The sequence below is a fragment of the Pseudomonas sp. TUM22785 genome (assembly GCF_028198105.1).
Taxonomy (GTDB): domain Bacteria; phylum Pseudomonadota; class Gammaproteobacteria; order Pseudomonadales; family Pseudomonadaceae; genus Metapseudomonas; species Metapseudomonas solani.
In genome coordinates this window covers 1872167-1895072 of the sequence record NZ_CP116239.1, presented here as the reverse complement: position 1 = coordinate 1895072, position 22906 = coordinate 1872167, and the positions used below count along the sequence as shown (strand labels likewise).

Below are 22906 nucleotides of genomic sequence, written 5' to 3'. Positions count from 1 at the left end.
TGGGCTTTGCCGTTTCCGGAGGAGCATCGCGTGCGTTCACTGTTCTGGCGGATCCTCGCCGCCTTCTGGCTCGCCCTGGCGCTGGTCGCCGGCCTGGCCATGTTGCTGGGCCGCGCGCTCAACCAGGACGCCTGGATCCTCAGCCGCCACCCCGCCCTGCAAGGCCTGGCGGAAACCCTGGTGCAACGCTACGAAGTCGGCGGCCCGGATGAGGTGCAGCGTATGCTCGAGCAGTTCAAGCGCCGCGCCCGCATCGACGTGCAAATCCTCAACGACAGCGGCCAGCCCGTGGTGCGCGGCACCTTCCCGCCCCGCGCCGCCGCCTTCGAGGCCCGCCAGCACGATGAACGCCTGCCCTGGCGCCGCCTCACCGAGGAATACACCAGCACCCGCAGCGGCGATTCCTTCCTGCTCATCTACCGCATCCCCTACCCCGAACTGGAAGCCTGGCACCGTGGCAGCCTGCTCTGGCCCTTCAGCGCCCTTGGCATCGCCCTGGTAGTACTGACCCTGTTCAGCCTGGCGTTGACGCTCTACATCACCCGGCCACTCAACCGCCTGCGCCGCGCCGTGCACGACCTCGGCCAGACGGCCTACCAGCAGGACAGCCTGGCGCGCCTGTCACGGCGTCGCGACGAGCTGGGCGTGCTGGCCGGCGACTTCAACCGCATGGGCCAGCGCCTGCAGGGCCTGATCGGCAGCCAGCGCCAGCTGCTGCGGGACGTCTCCCACGAGCTGCGCTCGCCCCTGGCTCGCCTGCGCATCGCCCTCGCCCTGGCCGAGCGCGCCGGCCCGGAGCAACGCGAGGCCCTGTGGCCACGCCTGAGCCAGGAATGTGACCGACTGGAAGCGCTGATCAGCGAAATCCTCGCCCTCGCCCGCCTCGACGCCGAGCCGGGCGCCACCCGCCCGATCGCGGTGCGGCCGCTACTGGTAAGCCTGGCCGATGACGCGCGCCTGCTGCACCCGGATCAGCGCATCGAGATCCGCTGCCCCGCCGAGCTGCGCCTGGACGGCTGGCCGGACATGCTCGAACGAGCCCTCGACAACCTGCTGCGCAATGCCCTGCGCTTCAACCCGGCCGAACAACCGGTGGAGATAGACGCCAGCCAGGCCGAGGGCCTGTTGTGCGTGCAGGTGCGTGACCATGGGCCCGGCGTGCAACCCGAGCACCTGGCCCAGTTGGGTGAGCCCTTCTACCGGGCCCCGGGCCAGGCAGCTCCCGGCCATGGCCTGGGCCTGGCCATCGCCCGTCGCGCCGTGGAGCGCCACGGCGGCACCCTGGCGCTGGCCAACCACCCCGGTGGCGGTTTCGTCGCCAGCATCGAACTGCCGCTGCGGCCGCTGAACTGAACCACCCTCCAGGCAATAAAAAGCCCGGCGCAGGCAACCTGCGCCGGGCTCGTTGGGCCGCTGCCGATCAGCCCCAGGCTTTGACGAAATCAGCAGGCGCCAGCTCCGGCGGGCCACGACGCTCGCCGTCGACACTGCCCAGGTAAAGGAAACCCACCACCTGTTCGTTGTCCGCCAGGCCCAGGCCACGGGCGACATGGCGGTCATAGCTCAACTCGCCGGTACGCCAGATGGCACCCAGCCCCTGGGCATGGGCGGCCAGGAGGATGCCGTGGGCAGCACAGGCAGCCGACAGCACCTGTTCGCTTTCCGGCACCTTGTGCCCCGCGGTCAGGCTGGCGATCACTACCACCAGCAGGGGCGCACGCAGCGGCATGCCGAGGGCCTTGTTCACCGCCGCCTCGGGGGCTTGCGGGTCCTTGGCCTTCACCGCCTCGGCCAACAGCTCGCCCAGCCGGTTACGGGCCTCGCCCTCGACGGTAAGAAAGCGCCAGGGCCGCAGGTAGCCGTGATCCGGTGCACGCAGGGCGGCGCGGAACAGCACCTCGCGTTGCGCCGCATCGGGCGCCGGCTCCACCAGGCGAGACAGGGATACGCGGTTGAGCAGAGCGTCTAGAGCCTCCATCGGGCCACCTCCAGATTCGAGTGAAGCGGCATTCTAGCCGAAGTTGCGACGCATTCCGGGCTCACACTCTGCTTTACAGCGTCATGCACCTACGTAGAATCTCGCTCCTTTCCCCTCGGTCCAGACTTGCCATGGCACTGCCGACCCTCCGCATCATCGCCTTCATCATCGGCATCTTTCTCATCACCCTGTCCGTCAGCATGGTCGTGCCCATGCTGGCACTGCTGGTGTTCGAACGTACCGACGACCTCAGCGCCTTCACCTGGTCGAGCCTGATCACCTTCGTCTGCGGCCTGGCCCTGGTCGCTCCGGGCCGTCCCGAACACCTGCACATGCGCCCCCGCGACATGTACCTGCTGACCACCAGCAGCTGGGTGGTGGTGTGCTGCTTCGCGGCACTGCCGATGGTGCTCATCCAGCACATCAGCTACACCGACGCCTTCTTCGAGACCATGTCCGGCATCACCACCACCGGGTCGACCGTGCTGACCGGGCTGGACACCGCCTCGCCGGGCTTGCTGCTGTGGCGCTCGATGCTGCACTGGCTGGGGGGCATCGGCTTCATCGGCATGGCGGTGGCCATCCTGCCGCTGCTGCGTATCGGCGGCATGCGCCTGTTCCAGACAGAATCCTCCGACTGGGGAGAAAAGGTCATGCCGCGCTCGCACATCGCGGCCAAGTACATCCTCGTCGTCTACATCGGCCTCACCGCGCTAGGCACCCTGGCCTTCTGGCTGGCCGGCATGACCCCGTTCGAAGCCATCAACCACTCCACCTCGTTGATCTCGACCGGCGGCTTCTCCACCTCCGACAGCTCCATCGCCCATTGGCCGCAGCCGGCGGTGCACTGGGTGGCGATAGCGGTGATGATCCTCGGCAGCCTGCCCTTCACCCTTTACGTTGCCAGCCTGCGAGGCAATCGCAAGGCCCTGATCCGCGATCATCAGGTCCGAGGCTTCATTGGCTTCCTGGTCATCACCTGGCTGCTCTTCGGCACCTGGTTCTGGGCCAACTCGGAAAACAGCTGGCTCGACGCCGTTCGCATCGTCGCCGTGAATGTCACCTCGGTGGTCACCACCACCGGCATCGCCCTGGGTGACTACACCCTCTGGGGCAGCTTCTCGGTCATGCTGTTCTTCTACCTGACCTTCGTCGGTGGCTGCTCGGGGTCCACCGCCGGCGGCCTGAAGATCTTCCGCTTCCAGGTGGCCCTGGTGATGCTCAAGGCCAACCTGCAGCAACTGGTGCACCCGCGCGCGGTGATCCGGCAGAAGTACAACGGGCATAACATCGACGAAGAGATCGTCCGCTCGCTGATCACCTTCTCCTTCTTCTTCACCGTCACCATCGGTGTCATCGCCCTGGGCCTGTGCCTGGTTGGCGTCGATTGGGCCACCGCCATCACCGGTGCCGCCACCGCCGTCTGCAACGTAGGCCCAGGCCTGGGCCCGACCATCGGCCCGGCGGGCAACTTCTCCAGCCTGCCGGATGCGGCGAAGTGGATGCTGACCGTCGGTATGCTGCTGGGGCGCCTGGAGATCCTCACCGTGCTGGTACTCTTCACCCGGGCATTCTGGAAACACTGACCTCACCGGCAGGCCGGCCGTGGACAGGCGCCCCAGCACGGCTAGAATGGCGGCCTTCACCTTTCAGAGCTTGACCCATGGCATTGCCGACCCTGCGCATCATCGGTTTCATCATCGGCATATTCCTCATCACCCTCGCCGTGAGCATGGCCATCCCCGTGCTGACGCTGTTCATCTTCGAACGCACCCAGGACATCCACTCCTTCGTCTGGTCGAGCCTGATCACCTTCCTCGCCGGCCTGGCCCTGGTCATTCCCGGGCGCCCGGAGCATGTGCACCTGCGCCCACGCGACATGTACCTGCTCACCGTTTCCAGCTGGGTGGTGGTGGCGGTCTTCGCCGCGCTGCCCTTCCTCTTCACCCAGCACATCAGCTACACCGACGCCTTCTTCGAAAGCATGTCGGGCGTCACCGCCACCGGGGCCACCGTGCTCAGCGGGCTGGACAGCATGTCCCCCGGCATCCTCATCTGGCGCTCGCTGCTGCACTGGCTGGGAGGCATCGGCTTCATCGGCATGGCGGTGGCCATCCTGCCGCTGCTGCGCATCGGCGGCATGCGCCTGTTCCAGACCGAATCCTCCGACCGCTCCGACAAGGTCATGCCGCGCTCGCACATGGTGGCCAAGTACATCGTCCTGGTTTACGTCAGCTTCACCCTGCTCGGCACCCTGGGCTTCTGGGTCGCCGGCATGAGCCCATTCGACGCGGTCAACCACGCCATGTCGGCCATTTCCACCGGCGGCTTCTCCACCTCCGACCAGTCCCTGGCCAAATGGCCGCAGCCGGCGGTGCACTGGGTGGCGGTGGTGGTAATGATCCTCGGCAGCCTGCCCTTCGCCCTCTACGTCTCCACCCTGCGCGGGCACCGCAAGGCGCTGATCAAGGACCACCAGGTGCGCGGCTTCCTCGGCCTGCTGCTGGTGATCTGGCTGGTACTCGGTACGTGGTACTGGGCCACCACCAAGCTGCATTGGCTCGACGCCCTGCGCCACGTGGCGGTCAACACCACTTCGATTCTCACCACCACCGGCTTCGCCCTAGGCGACTACAGCCTGTGGGGCAACTTCTCGCTGATGCTGTTCTTCTACCTGGGCTTCATCGGCGGCTGCTCCGGCTCCACTGCCGGCGGCATCAAGATCTTCCGCTTCCAGGTCGCCTACATCCTGCTCAAGGCCAACCTCTACCAGTTGATCCACCCGCGCGCGGTGATCAAGCAGAAGTACAACGGCCACCGCCTGGACGAAGAGATCGTCCGCTCGATCCTTACCTTCTCCTTCTTCTTCACCATCACCATCTGCGTCATGGCCCTGGGCCTCTCGCTGATGGGGGTGGACTGGATCACCGCGCTGACCGGCGCCGCCAGCACCGTCTCCGGCGTCGGCCCCGGCCTGGGCGAAGTGATCGGGCCGGCGGGCAACTTCTCCAGCCTGCCCGATGGCGCCAAGTGGCTGCTCTCCCTCGGCATGCTGCTGGGCCGCCTGGAGATCATCACCGTGCTGGTGATCTGCACGCCGTACTTCTGGAGGCATTGAGGCTCCCGCATGCGCTGAGAACTGGCTCCTGCTCTTCAGGTGGAGATCGGAGGCCGGCGGATGCGAGGCGGCGCGGGCGCCGCTGGGCGACTGAAGTCGCCCCTACAGGCCCGGAAGGTGATTACAGGCGCGCGCGGTACTCGCCAGGCGTGGCGTCGAACCAGCGGCGGAAGGCGCGGAAGAAGTTGCTCGGGTCGGCAAAGCCCAGCAGGTAGGCGATCTCCAGCAAGGTCAGGTTGGGCTGGGCCAGGTACTGCCCGGCCAGTTCGCGGCGGGTGTCGTCCAGCAGTTGCTGGAAGCTGGTGCCCTCTTCCTGCAGGCGACGCTGCAGGGTGCGCTGGGACAGGTGCAAGACGCTGGCCACCACTTCCCGCTTGGGTTCGCCCTGGGGCAGCAGGCGGCACAGCACCTGGCGCGCCTGGTGGGTCACCCGGCTGCCGGAGAAACGTGCCAGGTACTCGCCCGCAAAACGGTCATGCAATTGCGCCAGGGACTCGTTGGCCGTGGGCAGCGGCGTCTCCATGTCGGCGCGATCGAACAGCAGCGCATAGTGCTCGGCGTTGAACCGCAGCGGCGCCTGGAACACCTGGCGATAGGGCTCCATGTCCACAGGCGGCGGGCCCTGGAAACGAATCTCCAACGGGTTGATCGGCCGCCCGGTCATCCAGCGGCAGAAGGCCAGGGAATAGGCCATGGACGCCTCGGCGCTCTGCCGTGCCGGTGGCAACCGGTCGCCATGGATCGCCAGGATCAGCGCATAGCCTTCCGGCGTAGCGCGAAAGCTCAGGTCCGCGCCTTCGGCGATGATCCGCTGGTAGCGCACCAGGCGGGCGAAGCCCTCCTTCAAGGTGCGGCTGGACATCAGCGCATAACCCACCACATGGAAAGACGCCGGCCTCACCACCTTGGCCATGTTCAAGCCGATGGCCGGGTTGCCCGAGAGCTCCACCGCACGCAACCACAGGCGGGTCATGCCGTCCTGGGGGAAACGGGCATCGGGATCGCTCAGTGCGGCATAGTCGAGGCCCAGCTCGGGAAACAGGTTGCGGCAGTCGACGCCGCCCATTTCCAGCGCCTGGACAATCCCCAGGGCCCAGCTCGATGACGTGGTACGTTCGCTCATGGCGCCTTCTTGTTCTGTCAGACACGGAGACCGCAGGACACGGCCTGGCGACGAAGGATACTAACCCAAGAGGGTGAATGTAAGGCTCAGTATCTATGCGGCTTTCAGCGATCTCACCGCACTGAAAACCGGATATAAACGGGCTGAATTGGGTGGATTATGCCGGCTTGATGGCAGCCTGCTCAGCCTCTTGCTCCATAGCGACAGCCCCATCACGGTGAAGGCATGACGCCATACACCTGACACGGAGGTCGCACTGCGCGAGGCCTCCCCATACAGTTACAAGATCTCCGGTCACTACGGCGCGCCCCGGGCAACTGACTCCTCTTCCCTCCTCCTCATATCCGCCTGCCTAAACCAAAACCTGCCGCGTGCTGGCAATCAGCTGGTTGATCTGAAGCACCACTGATTCATCAGTCGGCGTCTCTGGCCCTCTCCCTTCCGGGCAAGGCATTTGGGGTGTAGTTCCGAATAGCCTGCAGATGAGCGGCCTCTGCTCATAGGCCTCACATCCATTGGGGCCAAGGTGGACGCAGTTCCACTCCCCCAGGGCGGCTTCATGTTCGGCCTCACTCTTGACGGGGAGCCTGGCCAACTCCACCGAGCTCGCAGTAACCGGCCCGCAGCAGTCGTGACAGCCTGGCTTGCACTCGAAGCCGGGGATTCTCCGACGTAACTGATCAATCCTGCGGCTCAAGCTATCCATTGGCACATCCTGATTTTGGGGCGCGGATTGTACATCCACCCGCACCTCCCACACCGAATCCCGCCTTGACGGCCCAGCTAGCCAGACCCACACACAACAGCTGGACGCTACTCAAATCGGGGGAGACGTCGCTCCTTTTCGCCGGAAATGCCCGCTTGATGGCAACAATAGAGCTGAAAACCCCGGAATCACTGGCGGCGCGCCGGGATACTAAACTGGCACCTAATGTCACTGGTCTGGAAAGGCTCCGGTCCTACACTCTCTTCCAACAAGAAAGAGGAGATATCCCATGAGCACCGTGCCCGCCGAGCGTTTCAACAGCTTCGCCGAGTTCTATCCCTATTACCTCCAGGAACACAGCAACGACGTGTGCCGCCGCCTGCACTATGTCGGCAGCCTGCTGGTCCTGAGCATCCTCGCCTACGCCATCGTCACCCAGCAGTGGCTGTGGCTGCTGGCCCTGCCGGTGGCCGGCTACGGCTTCGCCTGGGTCGGCCATTTCGTATTCGAGAAGAACCGCCCCGCCACCTTCAAGTACCCGCTCTACAGCCTGATGGGCGACTGGGTGATGCTGAAGGACGCCTTCACCGGCCGCATCCGCTTCTGAGGAAGCGGCAGGCCCCCGAAAACAACAAGAGAGGCCCCTGATGAATGCCCACGCCCGCTTCACCCATATGGAAGACGGCACCGCCGAGGACTGGGGCATCATCGCCCAGGACTTCGCCCGCTACGCCGCCCAGTTGCCCGACCGCATCCTCACCCACCTCAAGCTGCTGGACGGCGACTTCGGCGGCTTCCCGGTGGACCGCCTGACCCACTCGCTGCAGACCGCAACCCTTGCCCACCGCGACGGCAAGGACGAGGAGTACGTGATCTGCGCACTGCTCCACGACATCGGCGACACGCTCGGTTCGTTCAACCACGCCGATATCGCCGCCGCCATGCTCAAGCCCTTCGTCAGCCCCGAGAACCACTGGATGGTTGAGAAGCACGCGATCTTCCAGGGCTATTACTTCTTCCACCACCTGGGCCTGGATCGCCACCTGCGCGAGCAGTTCAAGGACCACCCGCAGTACCGCCAGACCATCGAGTTCTGCGCGCGCTACGACGCCGCCGCCTTCGACCCGGAAGCCGAGTACCTGCCCCTGGACTACTTCGAGCCGATGCTGCGTCGGGTCTTCGCCCAGCCCAAGCAATCCATCTACAAGGCCGCGATGGAACGCAACGCGAGCTGACCGTCCATTCCGCCCCACCGTTCGGCGGCCACGCTTGGCCGCCGCAGTGGCACTTGGTTATGATCCCGCACCCGCCAGGCATTGGCTCAGGTCTTGCAGACCATCGGACGCCCGTACAACGCGTCAGAAAAACATCAGGGATCGTTCGTTTACATGAAGTCAGCCAATCTAGACCGGCTCAGCAGTCTTCCGACCCCGCCGCTCCGCGAGTATTACTCCCGCGTACTGGCCTATATCGCCACCGCCGCCAGTATCGCCGCCGGCACCTACACCCAGTACTTCGGCTTCGATGTGCTGTGGATCGTCCCCTACGCCCTGCTCTATCCGCACCTGGCCCATCACCTGAGCCTGCGCTTCAAGCGCGACCACCCCGAGCGCACCCACCTGGTCCTGCTGTTCATCGACGCCCTGCACGCCGGCGCCGGCGCGGCCCTACTCGGCTTCTCGGTGGTGCCGAGCCTGATGTTCCTGCTCACCCTGTCGTTCAGCGCACTGATCATCGGCGGCCTGCGCCAACTGGGCCTGGCCATCCTCGTCGCCGCCAGCGCCACGGTACTGACCACGGTAATCGCCCACCCCGACCTCAAGCTCGGCACGCCGGCCCTGGTGTCCTTCGTCAGCATCTGCTTCACCACGCTCTACGTGTGCATCACCGCCTTCTTCGTGCACCAGCAGGGCCTGCGCCTGGCGCTGGCGCGCAGCGAGATCAAGCTGGAGCAGGAAAAGGCCGCGCGCCTGGCCCGCAACCTCGCCAAGTACCTGTCGCCGCAGGTCTGGGAAATGATCTTCAGCGGCAAGCGCCACGTGCGCCTGGAAACCCAGCGCAAGAAGCTCACGGTGTTCTTCTCCGACATCAAGGGCTTCACCGAGCTCTCCGAGGAACTGGAGGCCGAAGCGCTCACCGACCTGCTCAACAACTACCTCAACGAAATGTCGAAGATCGCCCTCAAGTACGGCGGCACCATCGACAAGTTCGTCGGCGACTGCGTGATGGTGTTCTTCGGCGACCCCTCCACCCAAGGCGCCAAGAAGGACGCCGTGGCCGCCGTGTCCATGGCCATCGCCATGCGCAAGCACATGAAGGTGCTACGCCAGCAGTGGCGCGCCCAGGGCATCACCAAGCCCCTGGAAATCCGCATGGGCCTGAACACCGGCTACTGCACCGTGGGCAACTTCGGCGCCGACACGCGCATGGACTACACCATCATCGGCCGCGACGTGAACCTCGCCAGCCGCCTGGAAAGCGCCTCCGAAGCCGGCGAGATCCTCATCTCCCACGAGACCTATTCGCTGATCAAGGACGTGATCATGTGCCGCGACAAGGGCCAGATCACCGTCAAGGGCTTCGCCCGCCCGGTGCAGATCTACCAGGTGGTGGACTTCCGCCGCGACCTGGGCGCCACCTCCAGCTACGTCGAGCACGAACTGCCGGGCTTCTCCATGTACCTGGACACCAACGGCATCCAGAACTACGACAAGGAAAAGGTCATCCAGGCCCTGCACCTGGCTGCCGAGAAACTGCGCGACAAAGTCATTCTCTGACCTAATGGGTCACAAGAAGGCCGCCCTCGGGCGGCCTTTTTCATGGGCGCGATGCAGGTGTCTCAGGCCGCAAGGACGTTTTTTCACATACGTCCATGGCACCCTCCGTAGGAGCGAGCTCTGCTCGCGAAGCTGTACGTCGGCTGGCGCGAATCCATTCGCAATCGGGATCACGGGAATTAACCCTACGACAGCGACCCTTCCCCCACCGCCTCGCCGCACAGCTCGCCATCCAGCAACGGCTGGCGTGCCAGGAACTCCTGGGCGGAGGCCCGCCAGGACAGGCGCGCGGCACGCTCGGCGCAGACGCCACGGTCCAGCTCCAGTGCGCGTAGGCAGGCAGCGTGAAGATCCTCGTCCATCACCCCGGTGAGGTCCGCTTCCAGCACGTCCAGCGGGCCGGGCACCGGGAAGGCGGCCACCGGCGTGCCGCAGGCCAGGGCCTCGAGCATCACCAGGCCGTAGGTATCGGTGCGCGAAGGGAAGACCAGCACGCTGGCGCCGGCAAAGGCATCGGCCAACGCCTGGCCGTGGCGGTAGCCGAGGAAGCGCGCATCGGGGTAGTCGGCTTCCAGCTCGGCCCGTTGCGGCCCATCACCCACCAGCCATTTCTCGCCGGGCAGCTCCAGGTCGAGGAAGGCCCGCAAGTTCTTCTCCGGGGCGATGCGGCCGACGTAGAGGAACACCGGTTTCAGCGGCCGCGGCTGCTCCGGGCGCGGGTGGAACAGGCGGGTGTCCACGCCCTTGCGCCACAGCGACAGGTGGCCCAGCCCACGGCCGGCCAACTCGCCACGCAGGCGTTCGGTGGTCACCAGCACCGTCTGGCTGGGGCGGTGGAAGGCCCGCAGCACGGCGTAGCCCCATTCCAGCGGCAAACGCGGCCAGCGGGTGTGCACGTATTCGGGGAAGCGCGTATGCACCGCACTGGAGAAGGCCAGGCCGCGGCGCTTCAGCCAGCGCCGCGCGGCCCAGCCCAACGGCCCTTCGGTGGCGAGGTGCACGCAGTCCGGGCGGAAATCGCGGATCGCCGGGCCCACGCGCCAGAGGTCCCACACCAGGGGGATTTCCGGGTAGGTCGGGCACGGCCGCGAGCGGAAATCCCGGGGCGACAGCACCTTCACCAGGTGGCCAAGCCCGCGCAGTTCGGCCACCAGGGCCTGCAGGCTGGTGACCACGCCATTCACCTGGGGCGCCCAGGCATCGCTGACGATGAGAATCCTCATGCAGCGGGCTCGAGGGCGGGCTGCTTGGTCTCGGTTGCCAGGCGCGCCTGGTCATCGGCCAGGCGGTACAGCTCGATGGTGCCGTCCCAGTGCTCGATCAGCGCGGTGCAGGATTCCACCCAATCGCCACAGTTCATGTACTCGACGCCGCCGACCTGGCGGATCTCGGCGTGGTGGATGTGGCCGCAGACGGCACCATCCAGCCCGCGCTTGACGCACTCGTGGGCGATGGATTCCTCGAAGTCGCTGATGAAGTTCACCGCCGTCTTGACCTTGTGCTTGAGGAAGGCCGACAGCGACCAGTAGCCGTAGCCCCAGCGCTCGCGCCAGTGGTTGAGCCAGCGGTTGAGGGTCAGGGTGAACTCGTAGGCCGAGTCGCCGAGGAAGGCCAGCCACTTGTGGTAGCGGGTGATGACGTCGAACTGGTCGCCGTGGATCACCAGCAGGCGGCGGCCGTCGGCGGTCTCGTGGATCGCTTCGTCCACCAGCTGAATATTGCCCAGCATCAGGCTGGAGTAACGGCGCAGGAATTCGTCGTGGTTGCCGGTGACATAGATCACCTCGGTGCCACGCTTGCTCATGGTCAGCAGGCGGCGGATCACGTTGGTGTGCGCCTGGGGCCAGTAGATGCCGCCCCGCAGCTTCCAGCCGTCGATGATGTCGCCCACCAGGTAGATGCGGTCGGCATGGTGGCGCTTGAGGAAACGCGCCAGGTGCTCCGCCTGGCAATCGCGGGTGCCAAGGTGAACGTCGGATATCCACAGGGTGCGGACGCGTTGCTTGCGGGGACGAGCCGGGTCGGCCGGCTCCAGGCGTTGAACGCTGCTCATGGGCGGCCTCCAGCTGGGTTTTTCCGATCTTGCGCAGGCCCGGTGAAGTGCAGGTGACGGTTAGGCTGCAGAACGATGACACTGGCGGCGCCCGCGCCGGGGAGTAGACTGGCCGCCTGCCGAGGAACACCCCATGAGCCCGATGCTGACCCTGCGCCGCTACAACCACGACCTGCTCGCCCACAGCCACGACCACGCCCAGCTGGTGTTCGGCCTGAGCGGCAGCCTGGAATTCGAGGTGGGTGGCATCGGCGCGCGGGTCGAGCGGCAGAACCTCGCCGTGGTCCCGCCGGGCGAACACCATGCCTGCGGCAGCCCGCGCGGCAGCCTGTGCCTGGTGCTCGACGTACCCGACGACGCCTGGCTGCAACGCACCCTCGGCGGTCACTTCGACGCCAGCCGGCGCCTGCTGGAGAAACCCGGCGCCCTGCAGCTCGACCCCGCCCAGAGCCAACTGGTGGGCTGGCTCGCCGCCAGCCCCATCGATGACCCGGTGATCGCCGCCCAGGGCGTCGGCCTGCTCCTGGCCAGCCTGGTGGCACCGAGCACCACACCGGCGTCGGAGCAGAACACATTGCCGCTGACAGCCCTCGACGCCTATATCGACCAGCACGCTGCACGCCCCCTGCAGGTGGCCGACCTGGCCCGGCTCTGTGGGCTGTCGGTGGCGCGCTTCCACAGCCGCTTCCTCGCGGCCACCGGGCAAACGCCCATGGACTACCTGCGCACCCGGCGTCTGCTCCAGGGCCGCCGCCTGCTGCTGGAGTGCAGCCTGAGCGTGGCCGAGATCGCGGCCCAGGTGGGCTACAGCTCGCAGAGCGCCTTCACCGCTGCACTATCCCGCGAGTTCGGCACCACCCCGCGCGCCCTGCGCCGCCAGCGCGGCTGACGCGAGGGCCGCGACGAAAGCCGCGAGTCCCGCGACAGACAAGCCACCCCGCCGCCCTCTAGACTGCGGCCATCGTCAAACAAGGGGGCTGTATGTCATCGACCATCGAATGGGCGGATTTCGAGCGCGTTGAACTGCGCGTCGGCACCGTCGTATCCGCCGCACCCAACGTCAAGGCCAACAAGCCGGCCTACGTGCTGGAAGTGGACCTGGGCGAGCTGGGGGTGAAGACCTCCAGCGCGCAGATCACCGCCCACTACGCCGCCGAGGAGCTGGTCGGCCGCCAGGTGCTGTGCGTCTGCAACTTCGCACCCAAGCGCATCGCCGGGGTGCGCTCGGAAGTGCTGGTCACCGGCGTCCACGATGCCGAAGGCAAGGTGGTGCTGGCCGGCTTCGACAAGCCGCTGCCCAACGGCGCGCGCCTGGCATGAACGAACGCAACGCGCTGCTCGCCATCCACCTGGGCGCCCTGCTCTTCGGCCTCTCCGGCATCTTCGGCAAGCTGGCGGAAACCACGCCGGTGGTGATCACCCTCGGCCGTGCGCTGTTCGCCGTCATCGCCCTGGCGCTGTTCGCCCAGTTCGCCGGCCGTGCCCGTGGCGGCGCGCCGGTACTGCGGCAGATTCCCCTGCTGCTGCTCGGCGGCCTGCTGCTGGGCGGGCACTGGGTGCTGTTCTTCCAGGCGGTGAAGATCGGCGGCGTGGCCATCGCCACCCTGGGCTTCGCCAGCTTCCCGGCCTTCACCCTGCTGCTGGAGGGGCTGCTGTTCCGCGAGCGCATCCACCTGCGCGAATTCGTGGTGGTGGCCCTGGTCAGCCTGGGCCTGGTGCTGGTGACGCCCGACTTCGATTTCGCCAGCGACGCCACCCAAGGGCTGATCGCCGCCATCCTCTCCGGCCTGCTGTTCTCCCTGCTGTCGCTGCTCAACCGTGCCAGCACCAAGGGGCTGGACCCGGTGAAAGTGGCGCTGTGGCAGAACCTCTGCATCGTCGTCTGCGTGCTGCCCCTGGGCTGGGCGGTACTGCCCACGGTGCGGGCCATCGACTGGCTGTGGATCGCCATGCTCGGCGTGCTCTGCACCGGCCTCGCCCACAGCCTGTTCGTGGCCAGCCTCAAGGTGCTCAAGGCGCGCACCACGGCGGTGATCTTCGCCCTGGAGCCGGTCTACGGCATCGCTTTCGCCTGGTGGCTGTTCAGCGAGGAGCCCTCGCTGCGCATGCTTGCAGGCGGCACGCTGATCATCGCCGCCATCGCCTTCCCGGCGCGCAAAGCCAACGCGGTGAAGCCCGCCGAAGCGGCGAGCTGACGGCAACTACCGGAAGCCCGGACTGAAGTCCGGGCTACGCACCGCCCCCTGCGCAACCCGGCGTGCTCAGTTGACGCTGTACCCACGCCCCATCAGGCAGGCGCCCAGCGCGCGGCGGTAGCGGTCGGTGCTGTCGCTGCCCACCGGGCGGGTGACGGTGGCCGGGTCGAAACCGCTCTGGGACACCGCCCAAGTGTGGCACTCATAGCGGTCGCGGCCCTGCTGGTCGACGCTCTGGCCGTTGGCCGGGTAGGCGATCACTTCATAGCTGACGGCAGCGTTGCCCTGGACCACCGCAGGCGGCGTCACCACTTCGTAGCGCTGCACATTGGCGTTCCACAGGTAGTAGGTGCCGGCGGCGACGAAGTACAGCGCACTGCCGATCCACAGTTCGCGGGCGCCGGACGGCAGGCCACGGTCGTGCCCACCGCCACCCGGGCCCCAGCCACCCTGCCCGCCCGGGCCGGGACCACCGCCATGGCCGCCAGGGCCACCCTGGCCGGGGCCGGCGAATAGCGGGGTGGACAGGCCGAGCAGCAGTGCCAGCGCCAGGGTCGTTTTCAAGGACATCATTCACCTCGTGCAATACGGCCGTAGGGTTCGCGGCCTCTGGAGGGAATTATTCGCCCGGCGCCCCCGGGCGAGCGTCAGCCCTGTGTAAATCCGGGGTAAACGTCCTGATACACGCCCGCCTCAGGCCCGCTCCTGCTCCAGCAGCCAGCGGCAATAGCGCGCCACGCCGGTCTCCAGATCGAGGAAGCCCTCGCCGGCACCGGCCTCGCGCAGCAACTCGATGTCTGCCTGGGTATGGCTCTGGTAACGGCCCCGGAGCACGGCGGGGAAGTCCTCGTAGTGCAACACGCCCTGCTCGATCAGCGCGGCCAGGCCCAGGGGCGGCCGATCCTCCTCGGCGCGCAGGGCATTGACCACCGCCATGGCCACCGCGTTGAAAGGCCGGGCGACGCCAGTGCCGAGGTTGAATATGCCCGATCGCTGGGAATGGTCGAGAAAGTGCAGGTTGACCCGCGCCACGTCCTCCACCGACACGAAGTCGCGCTGCTGCTCGCCAGCGGCGTAACCGTCGCAGCCGCCGAACAAGCGTACCCGCCCCTCCGCCCGGTACTGGTGGAAGCAGTGCAGCGCCACCGAGGCCATGGGCCCCTTGTGCCCTTCGCGCGGGCCATAGACGTTGAAGTAGCGCAGCCCCACCACCTGGGCGCGGGCATGGGGCAGCAGGCGCCGCACGCGCTGGTCGAACAGCAGCTTGGAGTAGCCGTAGACGTTCAGCGGCAGCTCGTGCTCGCGGCCTTCACAAAACACCTGGCCCGCGCCATAGACGGCCGCCGACGAGGCATAGATGAAGGGCAGGCCGCGGCGCTGGGCGGCGTCCAGCAGCTCGCAGCTGTAGCGGTAGTTGTTGTCCATCATGTAGCGCCCGTCCGCTTCCAGGGTGCTGGAGCAGGCGCCCTGGTGGAACAGCGCGCGGACCATGCCGAACTCGCCGGCGGCGAAGCGCGGCACGAAGTCGCGCTTGTCCAGGTAGTCACGGATCTCGCAATCGGCGAGGTTGCGGAATTTGTCGCCTTCGGTCAGGTCGTCGACGGCGATGATGTCCGTCTCGCCGCGCTGGTTGAGGGCCTTGACCAGGTTGCTGCCGATGAAGCCGGCGGCACCGGTGACGATGATGCTCATGACGGCACTCCAGGGACGTGGAAGTACCGTCAAGGCTATGCCTGCGTGATCAGCCCGCCGTTGACCTGGGGCAAGGCCGCTCAGGGGCGGTCGTTGTGGCCCAGGTCACGCGTCGGATCGATGCAGTCACGCACCCGCTGCTTGAGCACCTTGGCCTCGGGGAAGCCGCCGTCGGCCTTGCGCTCCCAGATCTGCTCGCCGTCGCAGGTGATGCGGAACACACCGCCAGTGCCCGGCTCCAGGGCCACCCGGCCGAGGTCGTCGGCGAAGGTGCTGAGCAGCTCCTGGGCCAGCCAGGCCGCGCGCAGCAGCCATTGGCACTGGGTGCAGTAGGTGATGACGATCTCGGGCCTGGAGCTGGACATGACGGGACTCGGTGGCGGCGTGCGGGGCGCCTATAATAGCGGCCTTTTTCCTCCCCGCCTGACCAGGGATGCGTTATGCGCCGCGTGCTCGTTTTCCTCGCCCTTATCCTCCTGCCACTGGCCACCCTGGCCGACCAGGCCCACCCACGCATCGGCCTGGTGCTATCCGGTGGCGCCGCACGCGGCCTGGCCCATATCGGCGTGCTGCGAGCCCTGGAAGAACAGGGCGTGCACATCGACGCCATCGCCGGCACCAGCATGGGCGCGGTGATCGGCGGCCTCTACGCCTCGGGCTACAGCGTCGACGAACTGGAAAAGCTGGCCCTGGCCATCGACTGGCGCCAGGCGCTCTCCGACGCGCCCCTGCGCGATGACGTCCCCTTCCGCCGCAAGCAGGACGATCGCGATTTCCTGGTCAAGCAGAAGCTCAGCTTCCGCGACGACGGCAGCCTGGGCCTGCCGCTCGGCGTGATCCAGGGCCAGAACCTCGCCCTGCTGCTGGAAAGCCTGCTGGTGCACACCAGCGACACCCGCGACTTCGACCGCCTGGCCATCCCCTTCCGCGCCGTGGCCACCGACATCTCCACCGGCGAGAAGGTGGTGTTCCGCAAGGGCCACCTGCCCCAGGCGATCCGCGCCAGCATGTCGATCCCGGCGGTGTTCGCGCCCGTGGAGGTGGACGGCCAACTGCTGGTGGACGGCGGCATGGTGGACAACATCCCGGTGGACGTGGCCCGGGAGATGGGCGTCGACCTGGTGATCACGGTGGATATCGGCACCCCGCTGCGCGGGCGCAAGGAGCTGCTCACCGTGGTCGACGTGCTCAACCAGTCGGTGACCCTGATGACCCGGCGCAACTCCGAGGCGCAACTGGCCACCCTCGGCCCGGACGACATCCTGGTGCAGCCGCCGCTGGCGGGTTTCAGCGCCACCGACTTCGGCCGCGCGCGGCAGATGATCGACGCCGGGTACCGCGCGGCCACCATCCTCAAGCACCGTTTCGCCCCGCTGGCGCGCCAGCACGGCCAGCACGAAGCGGAACTGGCCGAGGCGCGCCTGCCCGTGGAACGCCGCCCGGTAATCGCCCGCATCAGCGTGGAGAACGACTCCAAGGTGGGCGACGAGGTGATCCGCCGCATCATCCGCCAGGAAACCGGCCAGCCGCTGGACCTGGAGCGCCTGCAGAGCGACATGGGCACCCTCTACGGCCTCGACTACTTCGAGCAGGTGCATTACCGCGTGGTCAAGCGCAAGGATGGCAACACCCTGGTGATCAACGCCCGCGGCAAGCGCACCGGCACCGACTACCTGCGCCTGGGCCTGAGCCTGGACGACGACATGCGCGGCGGCAGCACCTTCAACCTGGGCGCCAGCTACCGGGTCAACGGCATCAACAAACTCGGCGCCGAATGGCTGACCCGCGCCCAGATCGGCAGTGACCAGGAGCTCTACAGCGAGTTCTACCAGCCGCTGGACTATGGCTCGCGCTACTTCGTCGCGCCCTATATCGCCGCCGAGGCGCAGAACGTCGACGCCACCCTGGACAACGACCCCATCGCCGAATACCGCCTGCAGCGCTACGGCTACGGCTTCAACATCGGCCGGCAGATCGCCAACAACGGCGAGCTGCGCCTCGGCATCGGCCAGGGCTGGGGCGATGCCGACGTGCGCATCGGCGACCGCCGCCTGCCCAGCTTCAGCTTCAGCGAGGGCTACTACGAGGCCAAGTACTCCTTCGACACCCTCGACAACGTCGACTACCCCCACGAGGGCGAAGACATCAAGCTGACCCTGCGCCAGTACGACCCCGAACTGGGCTCGGACGATCGCTACCGGCAGTGGGAACTGAGCCTGGACAAGGCCCTCTCCAGCGACGCCAACACCTTCGTCCTCGGTGGCCGCTACGGCCGCACCCTGGACAGCGCCGAGGTGGTCACCTCCAGCTTCCAGCTCGGCGGCGCACGCCAGCTCTCGGGCTTCCGCGAGGATTCGATCTCCGGGCAGAACGTCGCCCTGGCCCGGATGGTGTACTACCGCCGGATGACCCAGCGCTCCTTCCTGCCGCTGGACTTCCCCTTCTACCTCGGCGCCAGCCTGGAGCGCGGCCGGGCCTGGAACCACGACAACAGCTTCGACAGCGGCTACATCAACGCCGGAAGCCTGTTCATCAGCTTCGACACGCCCCTGGGCCCGCTGGACTTCAGCTACGGCCTCAACGACGTCTCCGAGCAGGCGCTCTACCTCAAGCTGGGCCGGGTGTTCTAAGCACCCGACTCACTTACTTCCCTGCAGGAGCGAGCTCTGCTCGCGAAGCGCTGCCGGGCAATACGCGCCGTGATCAGCCATGAAAAAGCCCGGAACAGTGTCCGGGCTTTTGGGTGTTGCGTGAGCGGTCAGGCGATCTTCGCCAACAGCTGGCGGGCCTCCTGCTTCTGCTCTTCGTCACCGCCGTCGATCACCTCGTTGAGGATGCTGCAGGCGCTTTCGATGTCGCCCTGGTCGATGTAGGCCAGCGCCAGGTTGAGCTTCATCAGGTTTTCCTGCCGTGCGGCCAGGTGGTCCAGGTCATCGCTGGCTTCCAGCGGGTCCTCGAAGTCGAACGACAGCTCGTCCAGCTCCTCGGCCTGGGGCAGCTCCGGCAGTTCGAGGCGATCGGCCTGCTCCAGGTCGTCCAGTTCGAACACCTCGGGCATGTCCTGCAGGTTGCTGCGGAAGGCCGGGTCAACGTGGTGATGCACCGGCTCGGGCTTGCTGCCCGTCGCCTTGGTCTTGGGCGCCTCGGTCTTGAAGGGGCTGAGGCTGTCCCAGTCAGCATCCAGGGGCAGGTCGTCGAGGTTGAGCTGGAATTCATCGGTCAGCTCATCATCACGCACCATCAGCGGCTCGGCCGGCTGCAGGTCCGGGGCCTGGTCACCGAGGACGAACTCCGGCTCCTCGAACATCGGCTCGGCCTTGCGGCCCTGGTCGATGCCGGGATAGCGCGCCTTGATCGGGTCGATACGGGCCGAACCGACGCCCATCTCCAGCAGGTTGCTTTCCTCGATGGCGAAGCCGCTCGGGTCACGCAGTTCACCCAGCACTTCCAGAAGGCGGAAGCGCAGGTCGGTGCGGTTGGGCTCCTGGACGATGGCACTGCGCAGCGCGCTCTCGGCATCGTTGAAGCGGCCATAGGCGATGTAGATGTTGGCGCCATCCAGGGAATCGCTGGACGGGCGTACCGTCGCCAGGGTGGGTTGCGGCCTGGGCGCGGGAGCCGCCACCGGTGCAGCGGCAGCGCCGACCGCCACCACCGGCTCGGGGCGGACCTGGGGCACAGCGGCGATACGGGGGCGCTCGGCCGGCACGGCGACGGCCTCGGCCGGACGCACCTTGGGTTTGACCACCGGCTCAGGCGCCTCGGGGCGGGTTTCCTGGCGGCGACGCAGCAGTGCCACGGCCAGGACGAACAGCAGCAGGATGCCGCCGATGATCATCAGCGCGCGGGACCAGGTGTCCAGGCTGTCCGGCTCTTGCACCGCCACATCGGGCGCCGCGACCGCCGGCGTGCCCTGCTGGGTCGCCTCGGCAGCCGGCTCGGCCGGAGCCTGTGGAACGGCGCTGTCCACAGGGGCGGGGCTTTCGCTGGGGGCAGGCTCCTGGGCTGCTTGCGGTGCGACCGGGGCGCCATCGTCCAGCGGGGGCAAGTTGGTTGCATCGGCGACCGGCGTATCCGCCGGGGCGGTGGCCGTTAGCGGCGGCAGCCCGGCATCGGCGGACGCCTGCTGGACACTGTTCGGACCGAGCGCGCTCTGCAGGCGCGCCAGCTGAGCGTCCTTCTGCTCCATCTGCCGTTGCAGGGTTTCCAGCTTGAGCTGGAGGTCGGCGATGTCCTGGCGCAGTTGCAGGCGTTCGTTCTCGCTGTTGACCAGTTCGGTGTCGACGCGGCGCTGCACCTCGGCGATCTGCTGGGGCAACGGCGCCGGCTGGCTCGGGGTGCCGGGGGCGGACACCGGGCCGGGGGCGCTGCCGACCATGGCCTGGCCGGTGGTGCCGGCATCGTTGGCCGCTGCATTCGCAGCGGCGCCCATCGACATGGCGGCATCGGGCAGCAACAGGCTCTGGCCCACGCTCAGGCGGCTCGGGTCGCCATTGGCGAAGGCGCTGGGGTTGAGGGCGTGGATGCCGCTCATCATCTGCGCCGTGCTCATGCCGCTGCCGGCGCTCTGGCGCTGGGCAATGGCCCAGAGGTTGTCGCCCTTGACCACGGTGTAACGCTTGCCCTGGGTGGCGGGCGGCGCCTCGGTCGGGGCCGGCTGGCTGCTGGCGGCGCTGCTGCGACGGTTGTCCCGTTGGGCAGCGGTGTTGCCCAGGGGCGCGGCCACCGGGTTGTAGGCGGAGGCTTCCGGCGGGTCCAGCAGCAGGGTGTATTCACGCAGCAGGCGGCCGTTGGGGCGGGCCACCTCGACGATGAAATTCAGGTAGGGCTCGCGCACCGGCTTGTTGGAGACCACGCGGATGTGGCCGCTGGCGCCACGGATCATCGGGCTGAAGCGCAGGTCGTTGAGGAACAGGACGCGGTCGACGCCGGCACGCTCGAACACATCGGCGGGGGCCAGGCTGATCTTGATGTCGCTGTCGGTCAGGTCGCCGACGTCGAGCAGGCCGATGTCAGCCTCGAGCGGCTGGTTCAGCGCGGAATGCAGGGTGATTTCGCCCAGGCCTATGGCGGAGGCCAGGCTGGAATAAAGGATAGGTCCCGATGCAAGCGCAAGCAGGATCCTGTTGACTCGAGCCATGTGCCCTCCCCCGGTCATGCCGGCTCGAACGCCACAGCCGCCTCCCTACGATCCTGAGTCCATGGAGGGGCGAAAACGGGCGTCGGCATTGAAAGAAAACGCGTCGGGCGGCGATCCCTGGAACCCAACTGAAAATAAGTATGGATGCAATTTCCCAGATTGCCCGGCGTAGAGGCCTTGGGCCATCAGGCAGGTGGAATCCTACCGCAAGTTCGCCATGAAAGTGACGGAAATCACACCTTTACTGAATATTTATAGAGCTTCGTCAGCCTTTTGTCGCGCGCACGCCCCACGCAGGCCACACCGCCAGGAGGAAAAGCCCGGCGACCAGCCAAAAGGTCTGCTGGAAGGCCAGTGCCTCGGCCTGCAGGTCGCCGCCGCCGGCGTGGTAGCGCCACTCCAGGAAGAAGGTCATCAGATTGACCCCGAAGGCTCCGCCAAGCTGGCGCACGAAGGTGATGGCACCGGCGCCCAGGGCAAGTTCCTCGGCGCTGAGCACGTCCAGCGAACCGGTGCTCAGGGCGGGCAGCAGCAAGCCCAGGCCGAGGCGACCGAGGCAGGCCCAGAAGCACAGCACGAGGAAGGAGGCGCCGCTGTCCACCAGGCCCAGCCCCAGGGATGACAGGGCGAACACCAGCAGCCCGGCCACCAGCAGCAGCGCGGCGGAAAGCTTGTCGCTGAGCCAGCCGCCCACGAACGACGCCACGCCCAGCACCACCCCGGTGGGCAGCAGCAACAGGCCCGCGCGGCCGGCGCTGTAGCCTTCGACCGTCTGCAGGAACAGCGGGATCAGGTAGGTGGAGCCGTAGAGCCCGAGGCCGAGGATCAGCGCCACCCAACTGGCCTTGCGGAAGGCCCGGTGGCGCCACAGCGCCAACGGCAGCAAAGGCCGTGGGCTGGCGCGGCTGCGCAGGACGAAGCCCAGGGTTGCGCCCAGGCCCAGCAGCCCGGGGATCCAGCAGCTCGGTGTCAGCCAGCCGAAGCGCTGGGCTTCGGCCAAGGCGCCGAGCAGCGCGAACAGCGCCACGCTGAGGAACAGGAACGCCACGAGATCGACGCCCGGCGTGCTGCGGTCGCGGTCCGAGGGCATCAGCCACTGAGCGCCAACGGCCGCCGCCAGGCACATGGGCAAGGGCAGCCAGAACACCGCCTCCCAGCCGAAATGGTCGATCAGGTAGCCGCCGATGGTCGGCCCGAGCGTTGGCGCAATCATCACCCCGAGCCCGTAGGTGCCCAGTGCCATGCCGCGCCCACCCTCGGCGAAGATGCGGAAGATCAGCACCATGGCCAGCGGCTGGATGATCCCGGCGCAGGCCCCCTGGACGATGCGCAGGGCGATCAGCTGCCAGGCGGAAGTGGCCGCCAGGGCCAGCAGGGAGCACAGGGTGAAGATCAGCAAACCGCCCTGCACGGTGCGGCGCGCACCGAGCCGCGACTGGGCCCAGGCGGCGAGCAGCAGGCCGGCGGTCATGGAAGCGAGGAACCCCGTGGCCAGCCATTGCGCCAGCGGCCGGCCGATGGCGAAGTCGGCCATGATCGCGGGCAAGGCCACGTTGATGCTGGTGGACGCGAGGATCATCGCCATGCTGCCGACCATCAGCAGCCCCAGCAGCAACTGCGGGTAACGCGTGCCGTAGCGCGCGTGCAGGGCCTCGAGGTCCTGCATCAACGCCGTTCCAGGTTGGCCAGTATCCGCGCGTGTACCTGCTGGCAGCGGCGCAGTTCTTCTTCATCGATATCGGTGAAGACCTCCCTGCGCAGCTGGTTGGAGATGGCCTCGATCTTCTCGATCAGCGGCCGTGCCTTGGGGCACAGGGTGATCTTCTTGGCGCGGCGGTCCTCGGCGACGGCCAGGCGCTGCACCAGCCCCTGGGCTTCCAGGCTGTCGAGCAGCCGGGCCAGGGTCGGGCCCTCGACGCCGACGCTCTGCGCCAGTTCACGCTGGGTGGGGAGTTCTTCGAAGCGAGCGAGATGCAGGAGAACCAGCCAGCGAGCCTGGGACAGGCCGAGGTCGACGAGCCGGCGATCCAGCTCCGCACGCCAGGCCCGCGACATCTGCGCGAGCTGCATGGCAAAGCGGTGTTGATCGGTATGGGACATTGAAACGGACTCTAACTGCCTAAA

At 67.1% G+C, this 22906-nt stretch carries 21 protein-coding genes; 10 read left to right on the top strand and 11 right to left on the bottom strand.

Annotated features, from left to right (window positions below; genetic code table 11):
• Positions 1-30 precede the first annotated feature (30 nt).
• Positions 31-1353, top strand: coding sequence for a sensor histidine kinase (locus PI990_RS08895; RefSeq protein ID WP_184490623.1), 1323 nt, complete (start codon positions 31-33; stop codon positions 1351-1353).
• 67 nt (positions 1354-1420) lie between these two features.
• Here PI990_RS08895 and PI990_RS08890 read toward each other — a convergent pair whose 3' ends face one another.
• Complete coding sequence (locus tag PI990_RS08890; protein ID WP_184490622.1) at positions 1421-1978, bottom strand: nitroreductase family protein; 558 nt, start codon at positions 1976-1978, stop codon at positions 1421-1423.
• Between the two features lie 131 nt (positions 1979-2109).
• Between PI990_RS08890 and PI990_RS08885 the strand changes: the two genes are divergently transcribed.
• The gene (locus tag PI990_RS08885) at positions 2110-3564 is read left to right on the top strand and encodes a TrkH family potassium uptake protein (RefSeq protein WP_271660401.1); all 1455 of its coding nucleotides are present in this window, start codon (positions 2110-2112) and stop codon (positions 3562-3564) included.
• Positions 3565-3641: 77 nt separating this feature from the next.
• Positions 3642-5096 (top strand): TrkH family potassium uptake protein, encoded by a 1455-nt coding sequence (locus PI990_RS08880; protein ID WP_021221154.1) that lies wholly within the window; start codon positions 3642-3644, stop codon positions 5094-5096.
• A 121-nt stretch (positions 5097-5217) separates the two neighbouring features.
• On the opposite strand, the gene PI990_RS08875 is transcribed toward PI990_RS08880, so the two are convergent.
• Positions 5218-6219 (bottom strand): AraC family transcriptional regulator, encoded by a 1002-nt coding sequence (locus PI990_RS08875; protein WP_271660400.1) that lies wholly within the window; start codon positions 6217-6219, stop codon positions 5218-5220.
• Between the two features lie 352 nt (positions 6220-6571).
• Positions 6572-6925 carry a YkgJ family cysteine cluster protein gene (locus PI990_RS08870; protein ID WP_021221152.1) on the bottom strand — a complete coding sequence of 118 codons (354 nt, stop codon included), beginning with the start codon at positions 6923-6925 and terminating at the stop codon, positions 6572-6574.
• A 289-nt stretch (positions 6926-7214) separates the two neighbouring features.
• Between PI990_RS08870 and PI990_RS08865 the strand changes: the two genes are divergently transcribed.
• The 3 genes from PI990_RS08865 (at position 7215) to PI990_RS08855 (ending at position 9702) form a co-directional block, all read left to right on the top strand.
• On the top strand, positions 7215-7532 hold the full coding sequence (locus tag PI990_RS08865) for an Mpo1-like protein (protein ID WP_021221151.1): 318 nt from the start codon (positions 7215-7217) through the stop codon (positions 7530-7532).
• A 40-nt stretch (positions 7533-7572) separates the two neighbouring features.
• A complete protein-coding gene (locus PI990_RS08860) occupies positions 7573-8160 on the top strand; it encodes an HD domain-containing protein (RefSeq protein ID WP_021221150.1) in 588 nt (195 codons plus the stop codon).
• A gap of 153 nt (positions 8161-8313) precedes the next feature.
• Positions 8314-9702 carry an adenylate/guanylate cyclase domain-containing protein gene (locus PI990_RS08855; protein WP_021221149.1) on the top strand — a complete coding sequence of 463 codons (1389 nt, stop codon included), beginning with the start codon at positions 8314-8316 and terminating at the stop codon, positions 9700-9702.
• A 185-nt stretch (positions 9703-9887) separates the two neighbouring features.
• Here PI990_RS08855 and PI990_RS08850 read toward each other — a convergent pair whose 3' ends face one another.
• Positions 9888-10925: a glycosyltransferase family 4 protein gene (locus PI990_RS08850; protein WP_271660399.1), complete on the bottom strand. Its 1038-nt coding sequence runs from the start codon at positions 10923-10925 to the stop codon at positions 9888-9890.
• Complete coding sequence (locus PI990_RS08845; RefSeq protein ID WP_021221147.1) at positions 10922-11755, bottom strand: UDP-2,3-diacylglucosamine diphosphatase; 834 nt, start codon at positions 11753-11755, stop codon at positions 10922-10924. Before PI990_RS08845 ends, PI990_RS08850 begins: the two co-directional genes overlap by 4 nt.
• A 133-nt stretch (positions 11756-11888) precedes the next feature.
• Here PI990_RS08845 and PI990_RS08840 point away from each other — a divergent pair, with 133 nt between their 5' ends.
• The 3 genes from PI990_RS08840 to PI990_RS08830 all read left to right on the top strand — a co-directional run bounded on the left by PI990_RS08840 (position 11889) and on the right by PI990_RS08830 (position 13950).
• Complete coding sequence (locus tag PI990_RS08840; protein ID WP_271660398.1) at positions 11889-12644, top strand: AraC family transcriptional regulator; 756 nt, start codon at positions 11889-11891, stop codon at positions 12642-12644.
• A gap of 92 nt (positions 12645-12736) precedes the next feature.
• A complete protein-coding gene (locus tag PI990_RS08835; protein ID WP_021221145.1) occupies positions 12737-13075 on the top strand; it encodes a tRNA-binding protein in 339 nt (112 codons plus the stop codon).
• The gene (locus PI990_RS08830; protein ID WP_184490714.1) at positions 13072-13950 is read left to right on the top strand and encodes a DMT family transporter; all 879 of its coding nucleotides are present in this window, start codon (positions 13072-13074) and stop codon (positions 13948-13950) included. Before PI990_RS08835 ends, PI990_RS08830 begins: the two co-directional genes overlap by 4 nt.
• A 66-nt stretch (positions 13951-14016) precedes the next feature.
• On the opposite strand, the gene PI990_RS08825 is transcribed toward PI990_RS08830, so the two are convergent.
• The 3 genes from PI990_RS08825 to PI990_RS08815 form a co-directional block, all read right to left on the bottom strand.
• Complete coding sequence (locus tag PI990_RS08825) at positions 14017-14520, bottom strand: hypothetical protein (RefSeq protein WP_271660397.1); 504 nt, start codon at positions 14518-14520, stop codon at positions 14017-14019.
• A 123-nt stretch (positions 14521-14643) separates the two neighbouring features.
• Positions 14644-15642 carry an ADP-glyceromanno-heptose 6-epimerase gene (rfaD, locus tag PI990_RS08820; protein WP_271660396.1) on the bottom strand — a complete coding sequence of 333 codons (999 nt, stop codon included), beginning with the start codon at positions 15640-15642 and terminating at the stop codon, positions 14644-14646.
• A gap of 80 nt (positions 15643-15722) precedes the next feature.
• The gene (locus tag PI990_RS08815; RefSeq protein WP_021221141.1) at positions 15723-16007 is read right to left on the bottom strand and encodes a SelT/SelW/SelH family protein; all 285 of its coding nucleotides are present in this window, start codon (positions 16005-16007) and stop codon (positions 15723-15725) included.
• A gap of 75 nt (positions 16008-16082) precedes the next feature.
• Between PI990_RS08815 and PI990_RS08810 the strand changes: the two genes are divergently transcribed.
• Positions 16083-18272 carry a patatin-like phospholipase family protein gene (locus tag PI990_RS08810; protein ID WP_271660395.1) on the top strand — a complete coding sequence of 730 codons (2190 nt, stop codon included), beginning with the start codon at positions 16083-16085 and terminating at the stop codon, positions 18270-18272.
• Positions 18273-18400: 128 nt separating this feature from the next.
• Here the strand turns inward: PI990_RS08810 and PI990_RS08805 are convergent, their stop codons facing one another.
• The 3 genes from PI990_RS08805 to PI990_RS08795 form a co-directional block, all read right to left on the bottom strand.
• The gene (locus PI990_RS08805; RefSeq protein WP_271660394.1) at positions 18401-20782 is read right to left on the bottom strand and encodes a FimV/HubP family polar landmark protein; all 2382 of its coding nucleotides are present in this window, start codon (positions 20780-20782) and stop codon (positions 18401-18403) included.
• A gap of 265 nt (positions 20783-21047) precedes the next feature.
• On the bottom strand, positions 21048-22448 hold the full coding sequence (locus PI990_RS08800) for a DHA2 family efflux MFS transporter permease subunit (RefSeq protein WP_271660393.1): 1401 nt from the start codon (positions 22446-22448) through the stop codon (positions 21048-21050).
• Positions 22448-22882 (bottom strand): MarR family transcriptional regulator, encoded by a 435-nt coding sequence (locus PI990_RS08795; RefSeq protein WP_021221137.1) that lies wholly within the window; start codon positions 22880-22882, stop codon positions 22448-22450. The genes PI990_RS08800 and PI990_RS08795 overlap by 1 nt, the downstream gene beginning before the upstream one ends.
• Between the last annotated feature and the right edge of the window lie 24 nt (positions 22883-22906).